The 16,215-nt window shown below is 56.2% G+C and carries 14 protein-coding genes and 1 riboswitch; of the genes, 8 read left to right on the top strand and 6 right to left on the bottom strand.

Going from position 1 to position 16,215, the window contains the following annotated elements; genetic code table 11:
- The coding region (locus RRY12_03880) for a nucleotidyltransferase family protein (GenBank protein ID MEG2183795.1) at window positions 1–680 on the top strand (680 nt) is incomplete at its 5' end.
- Between the two features lie 78 nt (window positions 681–758).
- Here the strand turns inward: RRY12_03880 and coaD are convergent.
- Both coaD and RRY12_03870 read right to left on the bottom strand, forming a co-directional pair.
- Window positions 759–1,247, bottom strand: a complete 489-nt coding sequence (coaD, locus tag RRY12_03875; protein MEG2183794.1) for a pantetheine-phosphate adenylyltransferase — start codon at window positions 1,245–1,247, stop codon at window positions 759–761.
- Window positions 1,240–1,746, bottom strand: a complete 507-nt coding sequence (locus RRY12_03870) for an RsmD family RNA methyltransferase (GenBank protein MEG2183793.1) — start codon at window positions 1,744–1,746, stop codon at window positions 1,240–1,242. Before RRY12_03870 ends, coaD begins: the two co-directional genes overlap by 8 nt.
- Before the next feature lie 94 nt (window positions 1,747–1,840).
- Here RRY12_03870 and RRY12_03865 point away from each other — a divergent pair, with 94 nt between their 5' ends.
- A complete protein-coding gene (locus RRY12_03865; GenBank protein ID MEG2183792.1) occupies window positions 1,841–3,046 on the top strand; it encodes an MFS transporter in 1,206 nt (401 codons plus the stop codon).
- Window positions 3,047–3,120: 74 nt separating this feature from the next.
- On the opposite strand, the gene trmB is transcribed toward RRY12_03865, so the two are convergent.
- The 4 genes from trmB to RRY12_03845 all read right to left on the bottom strand — a co-directional run bounded on the left by trmB (window position 3,121) and on the right by RRY12_03845 (window position 5,657).
- Complete coding sequence (trmB, locus tag RRY12_03860) at window positions 3,121–4,110, bottom strand: tRNA (guanosine(46)-N7)-methyltransferase TrmB (GenBank protein MEG2183791.1); 990 nt, start codon at window positions 4,108–4,110, stop codon at window positions 3,121–3,123.
- Entirely contained in the window at window positions 4,095–4,961 is an 867-nt protein-coding gene (gene rsmA, locus RRY12_03855) for a 16S rRNA (adenine(1518)-N(6)/adenine(1519)-N(6))-dimethyltransferase RsmA (GenBank protein ID MEG2183790.1), read from the bottom strand. Before rsmA ends, trmB begins: the two co-directional genes overlap by 16 nt.
- A gap of 144 nt (window positions 4,962–5,105) precedes the next feature.
- Window positions 5,106–5,378, bottom strand: coding sequence for a type II toxin-antitoxin system YafQ family toxin (locus RRY12_03850; protein ID MEG2183789.1), 273 nt, complete (start codon window positions 5,376–5,378; stop codon window positions 5,106–5,108).
- Between the two features lie 3 nt (window positions 5,379–5,381).
- Window positions 5,382–5,657 (bottom strand): type II toxin-antitoxin system RelB/DinJ family antitoxin, encoded by a 276-nt coding sequence (locus tag RRY12_03845; protein MEG2183788.1) that lies wholly within the window; start codon window positions 5,655–5,657, stop codon window positions 5,382–5,384.
- 226 nt (window positions 5,658–5,883) lie between these two features.
- Between RRY12_03845 and lepA the strand changes: the two genes are divergently transcribed.
- From lepA to RRY12_03815, 6 genes are all read left to right on the top strand, one after another.
- Window positions 5,884–7,695: a translation elongation factor 4 gene (lepA, locus tag RRY12_03840; protein MEG2183787.1), complete on the top strand. Its 1,812-nt coding sequence runs from the start codon at window positions 5,884–5,886 to the stop codon at window positions 7,693–7,695.
- A 6-nt stretch (window positions 7,696–7,701) separates the two neighbouring features.
- Entirely contained in the window at window positions 7,702–8,817 is a 1,116-nt protein-coding gene (hemW, locus tag RRY12_03835) for a radical SAM family heme chaperone HemW (protein MEG2183786.1), read from the top strand.
- 90 nt (window positions 8,818–8,907) lie between these two features.
- The gene (gene selA / locus RRY12_03830) at window positions 8,908–10,341 is read left to right on the top strand and encodes an L-seryl-tRNA(Sec) selenium transferase (GenBank protein MEG2183785.1); all 1,434 of its coding nucleotides are present in this window, start codon (window positions 8,908–8,910) and stop codon (window positions 10,339–10,341) included.
- The gene (selB, locus tag RRY12_03825) at window positions 10,341–12,251 is read left to right on the top strand and encodes a selenocysteine-specific translation elongation factor (GenBank protein MEG2183784.1); all 1,911 of its coding nucleotides are present in this window, start codon (window positions 10,341–10,343) and stop codon (window positions 12,249–12,251) included. Before selA ends, selB begins: the two co-directional genes overlap by 1 nt.
- 141 nt (window positions 12,252–12,392) lie before the next feature.
- Window positions 12,393–12,607: riboswitch (cobalamin riboswitch) on the top strand.
- Between the two features lie 185 nt (window positions 12,608–12,792).
- Entirely contained in the window at window positions 12,793–14,175 is a 1,383-nt protein-coding gene (locus tag RRY12_03820) for a hypothetical protein (protein ID MEG2183783.1), read from the top strand.
- A 134-nt stretch (window positions 14,176–14,309) separates the two neighbouring features.
- Window positions 14,310–16,187: a TonB-dependent receptor gene (locus tag RRY12_03815; GenBank protein MEG2183782.1), complete on the top strand. Its 1,878-nt coding sequence runs from the start codon at window positions 14,310–14,312 to the stop codon at window positions 16,185–16,187.
- The last annotated feature ends 28 nt before the right edge of the window (window positions 16,188–16,215 follow it).

Raw genomic sequence — 16,215 nt, 5'->3', positions numbered from 1 at the left:
ATTACGAAATGGCGGCGCTTCCCATAAAACGCGTCGGTGCCGCCTACACAAGCGCGGAGCTTGAAGAGGTATCAAGCGCCACGGCCATACGCAAAGCAATAAAAGAAGGGCGCACAGAAGAGGCGATTGGCGCTATGCCGGAGGCTTCCGCCAGCATCCTGCGCGGCGCGATGCTGGATGGGCGCGCCTGCACGGATAGCGCCGTGCTCTGGAAGCTGCTGCGCGCCGCGCTGCTTCGCGCCTCCGCCGAAGAATTGAGGCAGACCGCCGAAATATCCGAAGGCATTGAATATAAAATGAAAGAGCTTGCGCTTGAATCTGAAAGCTTCGAGCAGTGGGTGGACGGCTGCACCTCAAAAAGATATACGGCGGGCCGCATCAGACGATATGCGATACACGTCCTGCTCGGCCTCGGACACTGGACAAACCGCGCGGCGCAGAGGCTGGGGCCGCCATATATACGAGTGCTCGGGATGAACAGCGCTGGAAGAAAACTTCTGCGAAAGATGCGCGGCAAAAGCACTCTGCCAATAGCCGTCACATGCGGACAGGCGGCGCGCGCCTCGGCCTACGCTGCGGAGGCCGCACGCGTAGACCTGCTCGCCGCCGAACTCTGGGAGGAACTGATCCCCGGAGGGCGCCTCGGAGGAGAACACAAAAGAAAAATAATCATGGCTTGAACCAAAGCGGCATATCAATAAAGGCGGCGGCTTCGTAAAAATCAAAAAAGCCGCCGCCTGTTTATTATTTGATTATTTTTACAGATTCCTCGGGGGTATCCTTTCCCGCAGTCTTCTGTATACTCCGGGGGGAACCATATCCCGCACCGCCCCGCCGAATTTTATCGTGTCTTTTATCGCGCGGCTTGAGATGTAGGAATATTTTGCGTCCGTGACGATGAAGAATGTCTCTATCTCCGGCGCAAGCTGTCGGTTCATCTGAGCCAGCTGAAATTCGTATTCAAAGTCTGACAGCGCGCGCAGGCCTCGGATTATTATGCGGCTCTGCTGCTGGCGCATGAAATCCACCAGCAGGCCGTTGAAGTATTTGACTTTGACGTTCGGCAGATGGACCAGCGCTTCGCGCGCCATTATCTGGCGTTCCTCCTCGCTGAAGGTGGAACGTTTTTCGGGGTTCACAAGCACCGCGACTACCAGCTCGTCAAAGAGCGCGGCCGCGCGTTCTGATATATATATATGTCCGTTGGTTATTGGGTCGAATGACCCAGGATAGACCGCTCTAATCATTCTCCACACTCTCCGTCCTTCTGTTGTAAAAGCTGAGCACGGTGCCGCCGTATTTTCTGTCGCAGCGCTCCCATCGCGCCTCGTCCATCGGCGCTGGCTCCTCTTCGTCGGAATGTTCAAAGATTATAACGCCGCCGGGCGCTAAAACGCATTCGCTGGCTTCGATAAGTTTTATAAATTCCGCGCCCCAGCCGAGATTATATGGCGGGTCCGCGAATATGATGTCAAATTTTTCGCCGGCCTTCGCAAAACGCGGCAGCGCACGCCGCACGTCAAAGCAAAGGCAGGAGATCGAAGGCGGCGCTTTTTTTATTATCTCAGCATGGCGTTTTTTATCGGACTCCACAAGCACGACCGGCGCCGCGCCGCGTTTTGCGGCGTTTGCCGCGATTTGTCCGCTGCCCGCGAAAAGGTCCAGAAAGCTGCGTCCGTGAATGTTTCCCAATATATTAAAGAGCGCGAGCGTCACTTTGCCCGTCGTCGGCCTCATTTCCTTCATCCGTGATTCCCCCATAACAGTTGCCTCGTGCCGTAACAATAAGAGTATAATAGCGGATATGTCGGCTGTATATACAGCTTTTGGGGGATTTTTTATGACCGAGCCTTCCGCTTCAACTGAAAATCAAATTATCTCGCCGCAAAACAAACGCAAACTTTTCGGCGTTATCTTTCTTCACGGCTTCAACGACATGCATTCCACGGCGCTGCCCACCATTATCCCCATGCTTGCGCAGTCCATTGGGCTTACGCTGGGACAGGCGGGCTTTTTGAACGCGCTATTTGGCATAACGAATATTTTCGCGCAGCCGATAACCGGATATTTCGCAGACAGGCTGCGGCGTCCGTGGTTTGCCGTGTGGGGGCCGCTTATTTCGGTCTGCGGCGCGTGCCTTCTGCCTCTTGCCCCAAGTTACGGCGCGGCCTTTATTTTTGTCGGCATGATGAGCGCTGGCACGGCGCTCTTTCACCCTCAGGGCTCTGGCGGATGCGGGGCCGCGGCGGGAAAGGCTAAGCTTGCCTTCTATCTTTCGCTCTTTCAGGCAAGCGGCGGCATCGGAAGCTCGCTTGGGCCGCTTTACGTCGTATTTATGATCTCAATGCTGGGCAGACGCGGCTTTCCGCTTGTCGTGCTGCCGGCGGCGGCCGCTTTATGCTTTTATATCTGGCGCAGCATCGGAGGGCGCACAAGCGAAATAGTCCGCGATTTCAACCCTTCCGCAGATCAAAATATTTTCCGAAATCTGCGCTATCTGCTGTCAAAAATAGGCTGGATCGTCTCTATCACAAGCATTAGGGACGCGTCATATCAGTCTATAAAAATATTTCTGCCAATGCTCATCATCTCGCGCGGCGGCTCCATTGCTATGGGCGGCGCGATGCTCTTTGCGCTCACTCTCTCAGGGACGCTTGCCGGGATAGCGGGAGGGCGCATCGCCGACAGTTACGGCGACACCAAGGTGCTTTTCGGAGCGCTCGCCGCCTCTCCTGTATTTTTGATTGCGGGCCTGTGGAACAACAGCCTCTTTTCGCTTTCGATGCTTATGATAGGCTTTGCCTTTTTGCAGGCGAGCACCCCAGTCTCCACCGCGATGGCGCAAAGAAGATGTCCCGAGATGCGCAGCCTTGCAAGCTCGCTTGCTATGGGCGTATCGTGGGGGCTTGCCAATCTCGCGGTGACGCCTGTCGGGGTGATCGCGGACTACGCGGGACTCCAGCAGACGCTAAACGTTGTCGCCTTTCTGCCGTGGACGGTGACCGCCTGGTACGGAATAAAAAAGTTCATCAAAAACAGGGCGTAGGCTACATCCATAAAATAAAAATATGGCCGGCGCCTCGTACTGGCGCCGGCCATATTTTATGCGAGTATGCGAGTTTAATCTTCGCGTTCGGCATCCTCCGCGAGGCAGGCGGCCGCCTCGCGTGAATCCCTGCGGCCCGCCGCGTCGAGCGCCGCAAGCAGCGCGGCCCTCATAGCGGGCGTTCTGTAGGGATGTCCCACGGAGTCCACTTTTATATTTACGCCGCGCGGCGAGGCCAGCACCTTTAGGTAAAAATGCTGTTCAAAGCCTTCGTCGGCTGTAATGACGAGTATTAGGCCCGCTCCCTCGGCGGAGACGAAGGCATCGCGGAATATCCAGTGCCCCTTGCCGCCAACGCCACGGCCTTCAAGATCTTTCAGTGCCTCCATTACCTCTTTTACGTTCTTTTTTGTAAGCGCTTCGCCTTCCATCGGCCAATTCTCCTCTTCATGCGGCTTTTCTGTCAGTTTCGCCTCTTTTGTGACGACGAGGCTCCATGTATCTTTTCCCATTGCCTTCCATTTGCGTTCGTATTTTGTGACGTAGGGGCGCACCGGGTTCAGCACGGGAGTCTCCGCGCTAAAGAGCGGATTGCCGGCAAAGACCTCCGCCGTCTCCTCCGCGTACCAGTCCACGTCTGTGGCAAGTTCAAAGGCGCCTTTCGGTTCCAGCAGATATTCCAGCAGCCCGGCGAAGGAGGGAACGGTCACCCTGCGCTGTGCATGCCGCGTCTTCGGCCACGGGCAGGGGAAGTTCATGTGGACGCGGCTCACGCTCTCCGGCGCGAAGCAATGGCGCAACAGAAAACGCGCGTCGCCGTGCATGATGCGGGCGTTGGGCAGCTCCGCCATAAGTATGCGGCGCGCGCCCTTCGAGGCGCACCACTGCGAGACCTCTACGCCGACGACGAGCGCTTCAGGGTTGCTGTGCGCCAGATATTCAAGAAATTCTCCGTTGCCAAAACCTATCTCAACGATGACGCGTTTGTGCGGCACCGCCGCAGCCCAGTCTATTGGCAGATCATCGCTCTGAGAAACGATAACTTTGTTTATATCCCAGTACATTCGCCGCTCTCCGCTTCTTTTGGTTTTTTATTTTTAAGATAAAAGGCCGGCTCTTTTGCAAGCGCGAACCATTTATCCAACGTCACCTCTTCGGCGCGCTCCGTCGCCTTCATGCCGTGCGCTTCGAGTATCTCAAGCGCGCGCGCGCGGTCTACGTCGGTGTAGCCGACAGACCAGTTGTTGACCAGCGTCTTGCGGCGCTGTGTGAATGAACGTTTCAAAAGGCCGCGCCACGTCCTGTCGTTTGCCAGCTCGCGATTTTTGCCTATCTTTATGTCGATGATGGCTGAATTTACCTTCGGCTGTGGGTTGAAGGAAGAGGGCGGCACGCGTCGGACGACCGCGGCCTCTCCCATCGCCTCTACCGTGATACCAAGCGGCGAACGCTCTCTGTGCCCCGCGGGAGAACAGATGCGTTCGGCGGATTCAAGCTGCACCATGAGCAGCATATAGCCCACGCCGCGCGGCACAAGCTGTTCAAGGAAGGTCCACATAAGCGGCGTCGTGATGTGGTACGGGAGGTTCGCAATTATCTTTGTCGGGTGCTGCGGCAGGCCGTTTGCGTAATCAAAGCGCACCGCGTCGCCCCAGAAACATTTACAGCGCGCGTCACGCGCCTCGATTTTTTCTATCCCTTCGCGGAGGCGTTCGTCCACCTCGACAGAATAGAGCGCGGAAAGCTGCGTTGAAAGCAGCCCGCGCGTCAGCACTCCGTCGCCAGGGCCTATCTCCAGCACTACGTCGCCCGGCTGGATCTCCGCCTGCTTTACTATAAAATCCACAACAGAACGGTCTATCAAAAAGTTCTGTCCAATATCCGTGTTGTGCACAAAATGTTTTTTATCAGACATAGAGCGCCATACTTTCTAAAAGTTAAATTCGCCAAAAAACGGCTTTTTTTATTTTATCATCTACAGGTAATTTTATCCGCTGAAATTATAGAAAAAACTTGCTACAAGACGACATCTCAGCGCGCTTTTCTGCGCGCTGGGCGTCTAGAGCCTGTAAATTTCCGCATGTGTGCCGGCGCGCGCCAGCCGAACGGCGTCATCCGCCACCGAGTATATCAACAGCCAGTCCGGCGCAATGTGCAGTTCACGGTAGCCGTTCCAGTTCCCCGTAAGCGCGTGGTCTCTGCATAAATCGGGCACGGGACTGCCGCAGCGGAGCAGTTCTATTAAATCAAACAACGATCCGGTCCTGCGTCCCTGTTTTTCCGCCAGCTTAAGGTCCCGTTTGAACTGTGCGGATATACGCAGCTCTTTCATTTTTTATCTGGTGACGGTTACGCCCAAATCTTTGAACATCGACGCCGTATCTTTATATACGGAACCGCCGCCGTCGTTCAGTTCTCTGACCGCCGCGCGCGTGAGGTCGTTCGGGCTTTCCTGAACTGCGATGTCAAACGGCAGCCGCCCTGTCTCGGCAAAGCGCACCAAAAAGGCGTTGATCAAAGAAGAAAGCGGAATACCTACACGGTCGGCATAGTTCGACGCCCTCTCTTTTACCTCTTCGTTTACTCTTACATGTATCGTTGTTGTAGACATCTGCATACGCCTCCTAATGATTGCGATAAATTGCATCTTATCGTGTATGATATTATCACATATTCCGCAAAAAGATAACGTTATTTAACTATTTTACAGCGCAGCGGCACAACCTATTATTGCCGCCGCGCAAGCCTCTCGCAACATTCCTAAAATTATACATTGCCGAAGACGCGACATATCAGCTAAAATACAATATGGATATGAAGGAGTGAAGGAAAATAAAATGAAACTGGAAAACATACGAAACTTCAGCATCATCGCCCACGTGGACCACGGAAAGTCTACTCTTTCGGACAGGCTCCTTGAGGACACGGGGACTATAGAAAAAAGGAACATGAAGGCGCAGATGCTCGACACGCTGGACATTGAGCGCGAGCGCGGCATCACGATAAAGTCCGTGCCGGTGCGCATGGACTACCGCGCCGCAGACGGCAAAGATTATATTCTGAACCTCATCGACACGCCGGGCCACGTCGATTTTTCATACGAGGTCTCGCGTTCCCTTGCCGCGTGCGAAGGAGCCGTGCTGGTAGTAGACGCGTCGCAGGGCGTTGAGGCGCAGACTGTGGCCAACGGCTACCTCGCGGCCGACCTCGACCTTGAACTTGTTCCGGTGCTCAATAAGGTGGATCTTCCTTCGGCGCATCCGGAGCAGGTGAAGCGCGAGCTGGAGGAGATAATAGGCATCGACGCAAACGACGCGCTTGATGTTTCGGCAAAGACAGGCGCAGGCGTACCGGAGCTTCTGGAGCGCATCGTGCGCGACATTCCCGCGCCGTCTGGAGATTCGGAGGCTCCGCTTCAGGCGCTTATTTTTGACTCCATCTACGATAATTACAAGGGCGTCATCTGCTATGTACGCATTGTAAACGGCACGCTAGAGGCGGGCAAAAAGGTGCGCTTTATGGCGACGGGGCAGGATTACCAAATAGACGAAGTGGGAGTCTTCAAGCCCGGCATGGTCACGGTCGAAAAGCTCGGCCCCGGCGAGGTCGGCTTTATCTGCGCAAGCATCAAGAGCATTGAAGAGGCGCGCGTAGGAGACACCATAACGGAGTCCTCCCGCCCCGCCGGCGCCCCGCTGCCCGGATATAAAAAGGTGAAGCCCGTCGTCTTCTGCGGCTTTTACCCGGTTGAGCGCGAGGATATAAACCAGCTCCGCGAAGCTCTTGAAAAACTTCAGATAAACGACTCGGCCATCAGCTTTGAGCCGGAAAATTCCGTAGCGCTTGGATTTGGCTTCCGCTGCGGCTTCCTCGGGCTGCTCCACATGGAGATAGCAAAGGAGCGTCTGAACAAGGAGTTTGGCGTGGACCTAGTGGCCACAGCACCGAACGTCGTCTACCAGATAGTCTGCACCGACGGCTCAATAGTCGAGGCGCACAGGCCCTCAGACTTCCCCGACCAGGGGCGCACGGAGGAGATCCGCGAGCCGTACATCAAACTTTCTATATTTATGCCGGAGAGCTTCGTCGGCGCCGCGATGCAGCTTTGTCAGGAAAAGCGCGGCACCTACATAGAGATGCATTTCATAACGCCGGAGCGCGTGCGCCTCACCTATGACATGCCGCTTGCGGAATTTATACTTGACTTTCACGACAGGCTCAAATCATGCACGCGCGGATACGCATCGCTTGACTACGACCATATCGGATTTCGCGCGGCGAACCTCGTGAAGGTCGACCTGTTGCTCCAGGACGAGCCGGTGGACGCCTTCTCGTTCATCTGCCACGCGGACCAGGCCTATCACAGAGGACACGCCGTCGTCGGCAAGCTGAAGGAGCTCATCCCCAGGCAGCTCTTTGAGGTGCCGGTGCAGGCGGCCGTCGGCAAAAAGGTTATCGTGCGCATGAACATCAAGGCGGTGCGCAAGGACGTGCTTGCAAAATGCTACGGCGGCGACATCACGAGAAAGCGTAAGCTGCTAGAGAAGCAAAAAGAGGGCAAAAAGCGCATGAAGCAGGTCGGACGCGTCGCGATACCTCAGGAGGCCTTCCTCGCCTTCATGGACGTCACGAAGGCAGAGGATAAATAGCCCCTCATGGGGGAACTCTCCTCTTTATACATACATGTGCCCTTCTGCACCCGCAAATGCAATTACTGCGCCTTTGAAAGCGCGGTTCCAGAGGAGGGCGGGCGGGAGCTGTGGCTTACGGCGCTTGAACGCGAAGCGGAGCTGCGCGCACAAACTACGGCGCGGCGGCCGAGGCTTGCCACCTGCTACATAGGCGGCGGCACTCCTACGGTGCTTTCGCCGCTGCATTGGCGCAGGCTCATCCAAATCATCGACAAATTCTATGATTTTGAAGACGACGCGGAGGTGACGGTGGAGGCAAACCCGAACTCTCTGCGCGCCGAGCACCTGCTTGAATGGCGCGACTGGCGCGTCACCCGCGTCAGCATCGGCGTCCAAAGCTTCGACGACGCGGAGCTTGAACAGATGGGCCGGCTGCATACGGGAAATCAGGCACACGAGGCAATGTCCGCCGCGCTCGCTTCTGGATTTTACGTAAGCGGAGACTTCATCTTCGGTCTGCCGGGGCAAAGTTTCCAGAACTGGGGGCGGACGCTGCGTGAAGCCGCGCGATGCGGTCTGCATCACCTCTCGCTCTATCAGCTTTCTATTGAGCCGGGCACGCCGTGGGCTTCGCTTGACTCCGCCGCGCTTGGCGACGGATACGCCGCCTACAGGTTCGCCCAGTGGTATCTTCCCCAAAAAGGATACGCACAGTACGAGACGGCCAATTTCGCGCGCCCCGGAAAAGAAAGCCGCCACAACCTTAACTACTGGCGTGAAGGCTCCTATATAGGCCTTGGCGCCGGAGCCGCGGGATATATAGATGGAGTAAGATACAAAAACTTCGGCGCGCTTGCGCGGTGGGCGGAGGCGGTAGCGCGCGGCGAGCTTCCTATTGAGTCATCGGAAGAGCTGACCCCGGCTGCGCGCGCAAAAGAGGCGGCGGTGCTTGCGCTGAGGACGACGGCGGGCATAGAGGCCGCGGCCTACGCCGCAAGCTACGGACAGGAGGCGCTTGAGGCGCTTTACGCAAAACTTCGGAAATTTCCAGACGACCTCTGCACGGCGCGGGACGGACGGATTGCGCTTTCGCAAAAGGGAATGCGCGTCGCAAACCTCATCTGGGAAGAGATAATTTGATCCGCTCAAAATATCGCGGCCCAAACAAAAATCATAAACATACAAGCTCAATAAAAACATAAAACCAACACAGAGCGGGGAGGCTTTCCCTTGAAGACAGAGATACAAAACATCATGCGAAAAATTCCGTCAATGGACAAGATGCTTGCGCAGCCGTGGATCGGCTGCTATGAAAAGCAGCTCGGACGCGAGACGGTGAAGCTGCTTTTGACCGATCTGCTCGCAGCGCAGAGGGCAAAAATAATAAACGACCCGGAGACCGCCTTCGACGCAGAGACGATAGCGGCGGACGCGAAGGCGCTTCTGGCGCGCAGGGCGCAGTCGAGCATTCGCCCCGTCATCAACGCGACTGGCGTCGTCATCCACACAAACCTCGGGCGTTCGCTGCTTGCCAAAGAGGCGCTAGAGGCTGTGGACCGCTGCGCGTCGTCGTTCAGCACTCTTGAATTTTCCCTGGAAGAGGGCGCGCGAGGCCACAGAAACGACCACGTCGAGTGGCTGCTCTGCCGCCTCACAGGGGCGGAGGCCGCGCTTGTCGTCAACAACAACGCAGCCGCCGTCGTGCTTGCACTGATGGCTCTTGCAAAAGACAAAGAGACCGTAGTCTCGCGCGGAGAACTTGTCGAGATAGGCGGCTCCTTCAGGATACCTGACATAATGGCGCTCTCCGGCACAAAGATGGTGGAGACGGGCACGACGAACCGCACGCACCTAAAAGATTACGAAAACGCAATAACGGACGAAAGCGCGATGCTCCTGAAGGTGCATCCGTCCAATTACAGGATAACGGGCTTTGCCTCCTCCGTGCCGCGCGAAGAGCTTTCGGCTCTTGCGCGCAGCCGCGGCCTCGTCTTTATGGAGGACTTGGGCAGCGGGATGCTCATAGACATCTCAAAAGCGGGCCTTTCAAGCGAGAACGACCCCACCGTCGCGCAGTCGCTCAAGGCCGGCTGCGACATCGTCACCTTCTCCGGCGACAAACTGCTGGGCGGTCCGCAGATAGGCGCGATCGTCGGCAAAAAGGAACTCATCGCAAAACTGAAGAGTCACCAGATGCTTCGCGCCATGCGCGTGGACAAAATGACGCTCGCCGCGTTCGAAGCTACGCTGCGCCTCTATCTGCGCGGCTGTGAAAATGAAATCCCCACCGTTGAAATGATCTTTAAAAAACCGGAAGAACTAAATAAGGCGGCGCAGAATTTCTGCCGGAGGCTGAAAAAATTCTTCAAAACGACAAACATACAACGCGTACAGCTAGGCGTCGTACAGGCCGACGACACAGTAGGCGGAGGCTCGTTCCCTCAGTCCGTTCTGCCGGGATTTGCCGTCTCGCTCGCGCTGCCGGAGATGGGAAGCGCCGGCAAGCTGGCCGAGCGCCTGCGCACAGGAAAATATCCCGTCGTAACGGGCGCCTCTTTGGACAGAGTGCTCTTTCACATGAGGACGCTGCGCCCGCACGACGAGGACCGCATCATAGAGACGCTGAAAGAGATGCTCTACATGCCCGAAAAAGAGGCTCTGTGATGGCAAATCTGGAATACCCGTTTGTAATAGGCACGGCGGGCCACATCGACCACGGAAAGACCTCGCTCGTCAAGCGCCTGACCGACGTCGACTGCGATCGGCTCGCTGAGGAAAAAAAGCGCGGCATGACGATAGAGCTGGGCTTTGCGCCCTTCACGCTGCCTTCGGGACAGACGATAAGCATCGTAGACGTCCCCGGACACGAAAAATTCATACGACAAATGGTGGCGGGAGCCGCAGGGGTGGACGCCGTAATGCTGGTAATAGCAGCCGACGACGGCGTAATGCCGCAGACGCGCGAGCATCTGTCCATACTGTCGCTGCTTGGCATAAAAAACGGCCTCACAGTCATAAATAAAACAGACCTCGTAGACGAAGAGATGCTGGAACTTGCCGTAGACGACGCGCGCACGCTGCTTGCGGATACCTTCCTCGCCGACGAACCGGTCATCCCCGTATCCGCGCTGACCGGCGCCGGCATCGACGAACTAAAGGCGGCGCTGCAAAAAATGACGGAAGAGTCGGAGAGCAAAAGCCGCAGAGGCGCCTTCTTCCTGCCAGTCGACAGAGTGTTTCATATCTCCGGCTTCGGCACGGTCGTGACCGGCACCGCCATAAACGGCGAAATAAAAGAGGGCGACGACATAGAGGTGCTGCCTGAAAAAAACCTCACAAAAGTCCGCTCCATCCAGGTGCACGGCCTCCCCGTTGAAACCGCAACGGCTGGACAGCGCGTCGCAGTCAATCTCGCGGGGCTTGCGCTCGCGGAGGTAAAACGCGGAGACGTCGTCACCTCGCGCGGCTGCTTCACGCCCTCGTCGTGCCTTGACGTGCAGATGAGGCTGCTAGGCGCGGCGGAACCAGTCAAACACTGGCAGCGGCTGCGCCTCCATGTCGGAACGACGGAGGCGATGGCTCGCGTCAGCCTGCTCGACCGAGAGATACTGATGCCCGGCGAAAGCGCGCCAGCGCAGCTCATAACGGAGGAACCGGTCGTAACTTCAATGAAAAGCTGCTTCATACTGCGCACCTACAGCCCGCTCATAACGGTCGCCGGCGGAAACATATTGATGGCGGCAGGCGAACGCCCGAAGAGCCGCGCTACAAAGACCGCGCTCATAAAATATCTGGAAGAGATGGCCGAAGGCCCCGCGCTGAAAGAACAACTGCTTGCCTTCGTCAATTACAAAGGCAGGATATCCGCCGCGGACGCCGCGAGAATGAACGAAATAACGCTAACAGAGCTTATGCGCGCCGTCTCCCCTTTTGAGGCAAAGGGCGACATGGCGGTCGTGCGCGGCGCGGAGACGCAGCTTGTATCAAAAGAGCGGGCCGCGCTTTACGCCGGCGCGATAAAAGAACGTCTAGAGGCCTTCCACAAGGAACACCCCGAAAGACAAGGCCTAAGCGCCGAAGAGTGCGCAAAGAGCTTCGACACGCCGGACGTAAAGTTCGCAAAAGAACTGCTCACCCTCTTTGACAGGCAGGGCGCGCTGAAATTTACAGGCGAGCGGGCGCGGCTTTGCGGCTTCGAGCCGTTTGACGAAGAAAAATTCTCAAACCAGGTGGCCGCGGTCAAAAACTTCGCGCTCGCAAAGGGCTTTTCGATGCCCACGATAGACGAAGCGCGCGAAGCGGCCGCACTCTCCGCGGAGGAAATGAAGCGGGTCGTCTCCTACTTAAAAGAACGAAAAGAACTTGTAACGATTACCGGCGCGTTTCTTCTTTTTCCTGAAATTGAGTCTGAGTTCAAAAACAAACTCCAGACCATCGAAGGAGAGATAACGCTCGCGAACGTCCGAGACGCCACCGAAAGCAGCAGAAAATACACGCTTCCGCTGCTTGAATACTTCGACAGCAAAGGCGTCACCCGGCGCGCCGGAGAGAAGCGAATACTGATAAAAAGGTAGAGATATACAACAATTTGCACACAGGGGCGTCTTACAGCAGCCGCACTCTACCATGATTTCATCACTGACAAGCAACTCGAAATTTCATCTTGACAGAAACAATTCGCATGTTATACTGATTTTGAAACATGCAGTCATGCTTCAAAAAAACTGAATATCTGTTTCTACGTCGTAAGGGAATCCGGTAAAAGCCGGAGCGGCCCCTGCCACCGTGATTGGGACGAAACCGCAGCATGCCATTGCCGAAAGGTGAGAAGGCGCGGGATAAACAAGAAATTGTTTATACAGAGCAAAGTTTTACGCTCTGTAGAGGATGACCGAAAGTCGGGAGACCTGCCGTATGAAATGTAAGCAAGTGAAGCGCAGAGGGCGCGGAACGGCTGTCTTTTGACTAGCGCGGTATTTTGCCGTGCATACTAAATGTGAAGAGGACCGTTCGCTTGGTTCTCTATTTTTTTGCCCTCTGATCATGACCGTACAGTGGAGTATACGACAGGCCCGCTCGGGCCTCGTATTTCAAATGACAACGGAGGGTATTACTTTGCAGAAAAAAGATCATGTTTTGCGCCTTATTTTAACGTTTCTCTGTGCCGCGGCGATAGCTTCATTCGGTATTTTCCCCGAGAAGGCGTCCGCCGATCTCTTCTATGCAGTTTCCAATTACAGCACCGGCTCCGCCGGCACCCTTATCAAAGACTCGGGTGATTTCAAAGTAAAGGCGAATCAGGTAAATAACCTTGGACGCGACGCCTGGGGGTTCTCGTTCCGTGACGCCGGCGCCAATCAGCGCGCGATGATACGGGAGTACCGCTACGGCCCAAACGACACGGTCTATATATGGGACCCTGCAAACTGGAAGGCTCCCATCGTCAATGAATCCTGCTTCGGTACCAACCTCCATGCAGTAACTTCACATGGACCGTACCTTTTTGCAGTTACATACGAGGGGTATTTTAACGAAAACTCTAATCAGGACTCCGGTGAAATCGTTCGGCTGGACACCGCGAACGGCTACAAGGTGGATAAACGCTGGCAGTACAAAACGTTTACAAATTCGCTAGGCGCCGTTTGCTCGCCCCACGGCGAAGCGGTGGCCGTTTACAACGGAAAGGTCTACGCGCTCTTCGCGATTTCGTATAACGGCGTCTCTCGTTATGAAGAAAGCGAGCTTATCGAGTTTGAAATGGACCTAACCCCTACCGGGCGTAAAGCCAAGGTGGGAAAGAACGCCCTGCGTATGGCCGAATATAACGGAAAGGCCTATGTCGCGGCGATCGGCGGCTATCAGGGGCCGATGACCAGCGGGAATATCTACGAGGTCGACCTTGAGACGATGACGTCGAGAAAACTTATCGACTGCTCCGACTCTATGCAGGATCCAAGCAGGCCTGCAACCGTAAGTGGATATGGGATCACCATTGCTAAAGACGGCACAGCCTATATCATGGCGGGCTCATATCACGGCGCAGCCGATTCCCGAATGGGAGGCAACGATAATTACGCGGGTTTCAACGGCAGGATTTTTGTAACGACCGCCGAGGCTCTGAGCAAGATGGGCGACCCCGGAGAGGTCGCCGCCTCCTATTATAATGCCGGTTTCTCGTGGGACCTCGTCTTCGACGAGAAGGATTCCACGCTCTGGTGCATGGTCGGCAAAGCGCTTGAGGCAAGGGACAAAAGCGGCGCGTTAGTGCGTCGCTTCGAACCGGCGGAGCTGGGGGACAACATTTATTCTATTGCAGTGATGGACGATCTTAAGAATTTCGACAGCGACGACGGCGGCGATAACGATGGCGGCCACGGCGGCACTTCAGACGGCGGCGGTGGCGGCGGGTGTGACTCAGGCGCTGGCTGTGGATTCGCCGCCGCGATGCTGATTTTCCTCTGTCGCACGCGTCTGAAGCGTACCCAAAGGCAAAGATAAGCGCAATGATTATTTCACCTCTTCCGCTAATTCGCCTCGCCGCTGCCGCGCTGCTTTTAGCGGCTTCAGCAATGCCCTCGGCGGGTGCCGTTGACCTCCCTCCAGAAGTGATAAGTTCGGACAGCGGAAGTCCTATGGTACTTTCGCCGGGCGCCGTCACAGTAGTAATGCCGGGTGAGAGAAGCGGCGAACAGAAAAATCTTCCAGACCTCCTCGAAGAGGTGCCCGGGCTTCAAATAATCCGCCTACAGGGACGTCACGGCTACGCCGTCGCCTCCATCCGCGGCAGCACCTCCGCTCAGGTCGCCGTGTATGTGGACGGCATTCTTGCCAATTTACAGAGCGAAGCGGCGGTAGACCTCTCTGCTATCCCAGTTGATACGATAGAACGCATCGAAGTTTATCGCGGTTACATCCCCGCGCGTTTCGGCGCACAGGCAATGGGCGGCGTGATAAACATTATCACCAAGATGCCAGCGAAGCCAGAGACTCGCCTGTCTTTCGGTGCTGGTTCTTTCGGCCGCTACAAAGGAATCCTGTCGCACGCGGCGAGACTGGGCGACGGTAAATTTTTCGGCTCGTTCACCCGCGAGAGCTATCGCGGCGATTTCAAATACTGGAACGACAATGGGACTCCATACAACGACACCGACGACTATGAGGCTGAACGCCGCGACAACGGCTTTGAGAAGGCTGACCTCCTCCTTAAATGGGAGAACGAAAACTGGAGGGCGCGCGCCTCATGGGTGAAAAATGACCGAGACCTGGCGCTGGAGGCCCCCGGCATAGACAGACCCTACGGTTTGCAGCGTCCAGGAGCGATACTCGACACGGAAAAGTGGGACCTCTCGCTCGGACGCAGACAGAAGAGCGGAGATGTCGACTGGGGCTGGAAAACTATCTACACGCACCAGACAAAAGACTACGACAGCAGACGCGGAACGGCGCCAAGCATCATCGGCGGCGCATACGTGACGGAGAGCAAATATAAGACGGAACGCATAGGCGCGGCGGGAGACGCCGCCTGGCGCATTGGAGAACGGCACTATATCGAGGTGCTCGCGGAATTCTACGAGGAACGGCTCGACGTGCGCGGAGACATGCTTTACACCTACCTTAACGGCAAAGACCGCTATCGCTCCCGCAACTGGAGCGGCAGCCTGCAGGACACCATCTCCCTCGACGGCGGAGGCACCTTTCTAGCGACCCCTTCCGTACGCTGGTTCAGCCAGGACGACACAAGCCACGCCACCTGGCAGATAGCTCTCTCAAAGGCATTCTCCCCCGCATGGACCCTCAGAAGCACCTTCGGGACATACGCCCGCGCGCCCAACATGTACGAACGGTACGGCGACGGCGCCTTTATCCTCCCTGCAAAGGGCGATCTTGAATGGGAGACGGGAAAACAGTTTGACATCGGCGCGGCGTGGCACGGGGTTTCGGGAGAAACTCAAATAAAAGCGTCGCTCACAGGCTTCTGGCGCGAAAGCGACAACCTGATAGAGTTCGACATGGAAAGCCCCGCCTATGGCCGCTACAAAAACATCGCCAAGGCGAAAGTAAAGGGCGTCGAGCTGGAGACGGAACTTGAGTCGGAATTGTGGAAACTGACGCTATCCGGCACCTGGATAAGGGGAACCAACGAGACCCCAAACGACAGCGGCAGCGTCCGTTATTACGGCAAGACGCTCCCCAACCGGCCAGAATGGAGCGGCAAGGCGAGGCTCACGAGAAAATTTGAAAGAGGGCAGCTCTTCGCTGAGGTTCAGTATATAGGCGAAAACTACGCCGATTCATCACAAAAGGTCCTGTTTGACGCGCGCACGATATGCGGCGCAGGCGTCAAATATAAGCTCAGCCCCGTATCAACGATCATCGCGGGAGTAGACGACATTTTCAATCAGGCCGACGACTGGCGCATGAGGCCCGACGGGCTGAACGGCCCGGTGCGTATGCTTTGGTATCCCGTCGAAGGGCGGACATTTTACGTGACGCTGGAAACTGTACTTTAATTTTTTTGGCCGCCCGGCGCGCAGGCGG

It is taken from the genome of Cloacibacillus sp. (genome assembly GCA_036655895.1).
Taxonomy (GTDB): Bacteria; Synergistota; Synergistia; order Synergistales; family Synergistaceae; genus JAVVPF01.
The sequence above is the reverse complement of the archived record's forward strand: the minus strand, read 5'-3'. Positions and strand labels throughout refer to the sequence as shown.

Excerpts from the sequence above, each read along its gene's own strand:
- coaD (MEG2183794.1), bottom strand. The coding sequence starts at position 1,247 with ATGATTAGAGCGGTCTATCCTGGGTCATTCGACCCAATAACCAACGGA.
- RRY12_03870 (MEG2183793.1), bottom strand. The coding sequence starts at position 1,746 with ATGAAGGAAATGAGGCCGACGACGGGCAAAGTGACGCTCGCGCTCTTT.
- RRY12_03865 (MEG2183792.1), top strand. The coding sequence starts at position 1,841 with ATGACCGAGCCTTCCGCTTCAACTGAAAATCAAATTATCTCGCCGCAA.
- trmB (MEG2183791.1), bottom strand. The coding sequence starts at position 4,110 with ATGTACTGGGATATAAACAAAGTTATCGTTTCTCAGAGCGATGATCTG.
- rsmA (MEG2183790.1), bottom strand. The coding sequence starts at position 4,961 with ATGTCTGATAAAAAACATTTTGTGCACAACACGGATATTGGACAGAAC.
- RRY12_03850 (MEG2183789.1), bottom strand. The coding sequence starts at position 5,378 with ATGAAAGAGCTGCGTATATCCGCACAGTTCAAACGGGACCTTAAGCTG.
- RRY12_03845 (MEG2183788.1), bottom strand. The coding sequence starts at position 5,657 with ATGTCTACAACAACGATACATGTAAGAGTAAACGAAGAGGTAAAAGAG.
- lepA (MEG2183787.1), top strand. The coding sequence starts at position 5,884 with ATGAAACTGGAAAACATACGAAACTTCAGCATCATCGCCCACGTGGAC.
- hemW (MEG2183786.1), top strand. The coding sequence starts at position 7,702 with ATGGGGGAACTCTCCTCTTTATACATACATGTGCCCTTCTGCACCCGC.
- selB (MEG2183784.1), top strand. The coding sequence starts at position 10,341 with ATGGCAAATCTGGAATACCCGTTTGTAATAGGCACGGCGGGCCACATC.
- RRY12_03815 (MEG2183782.1), top strand. The coding sequence starts at position 14,310 with ATGGTACTTTCGCCGGGCGCCGTCACAGTAGTAATGCCGGGTGAGAGA.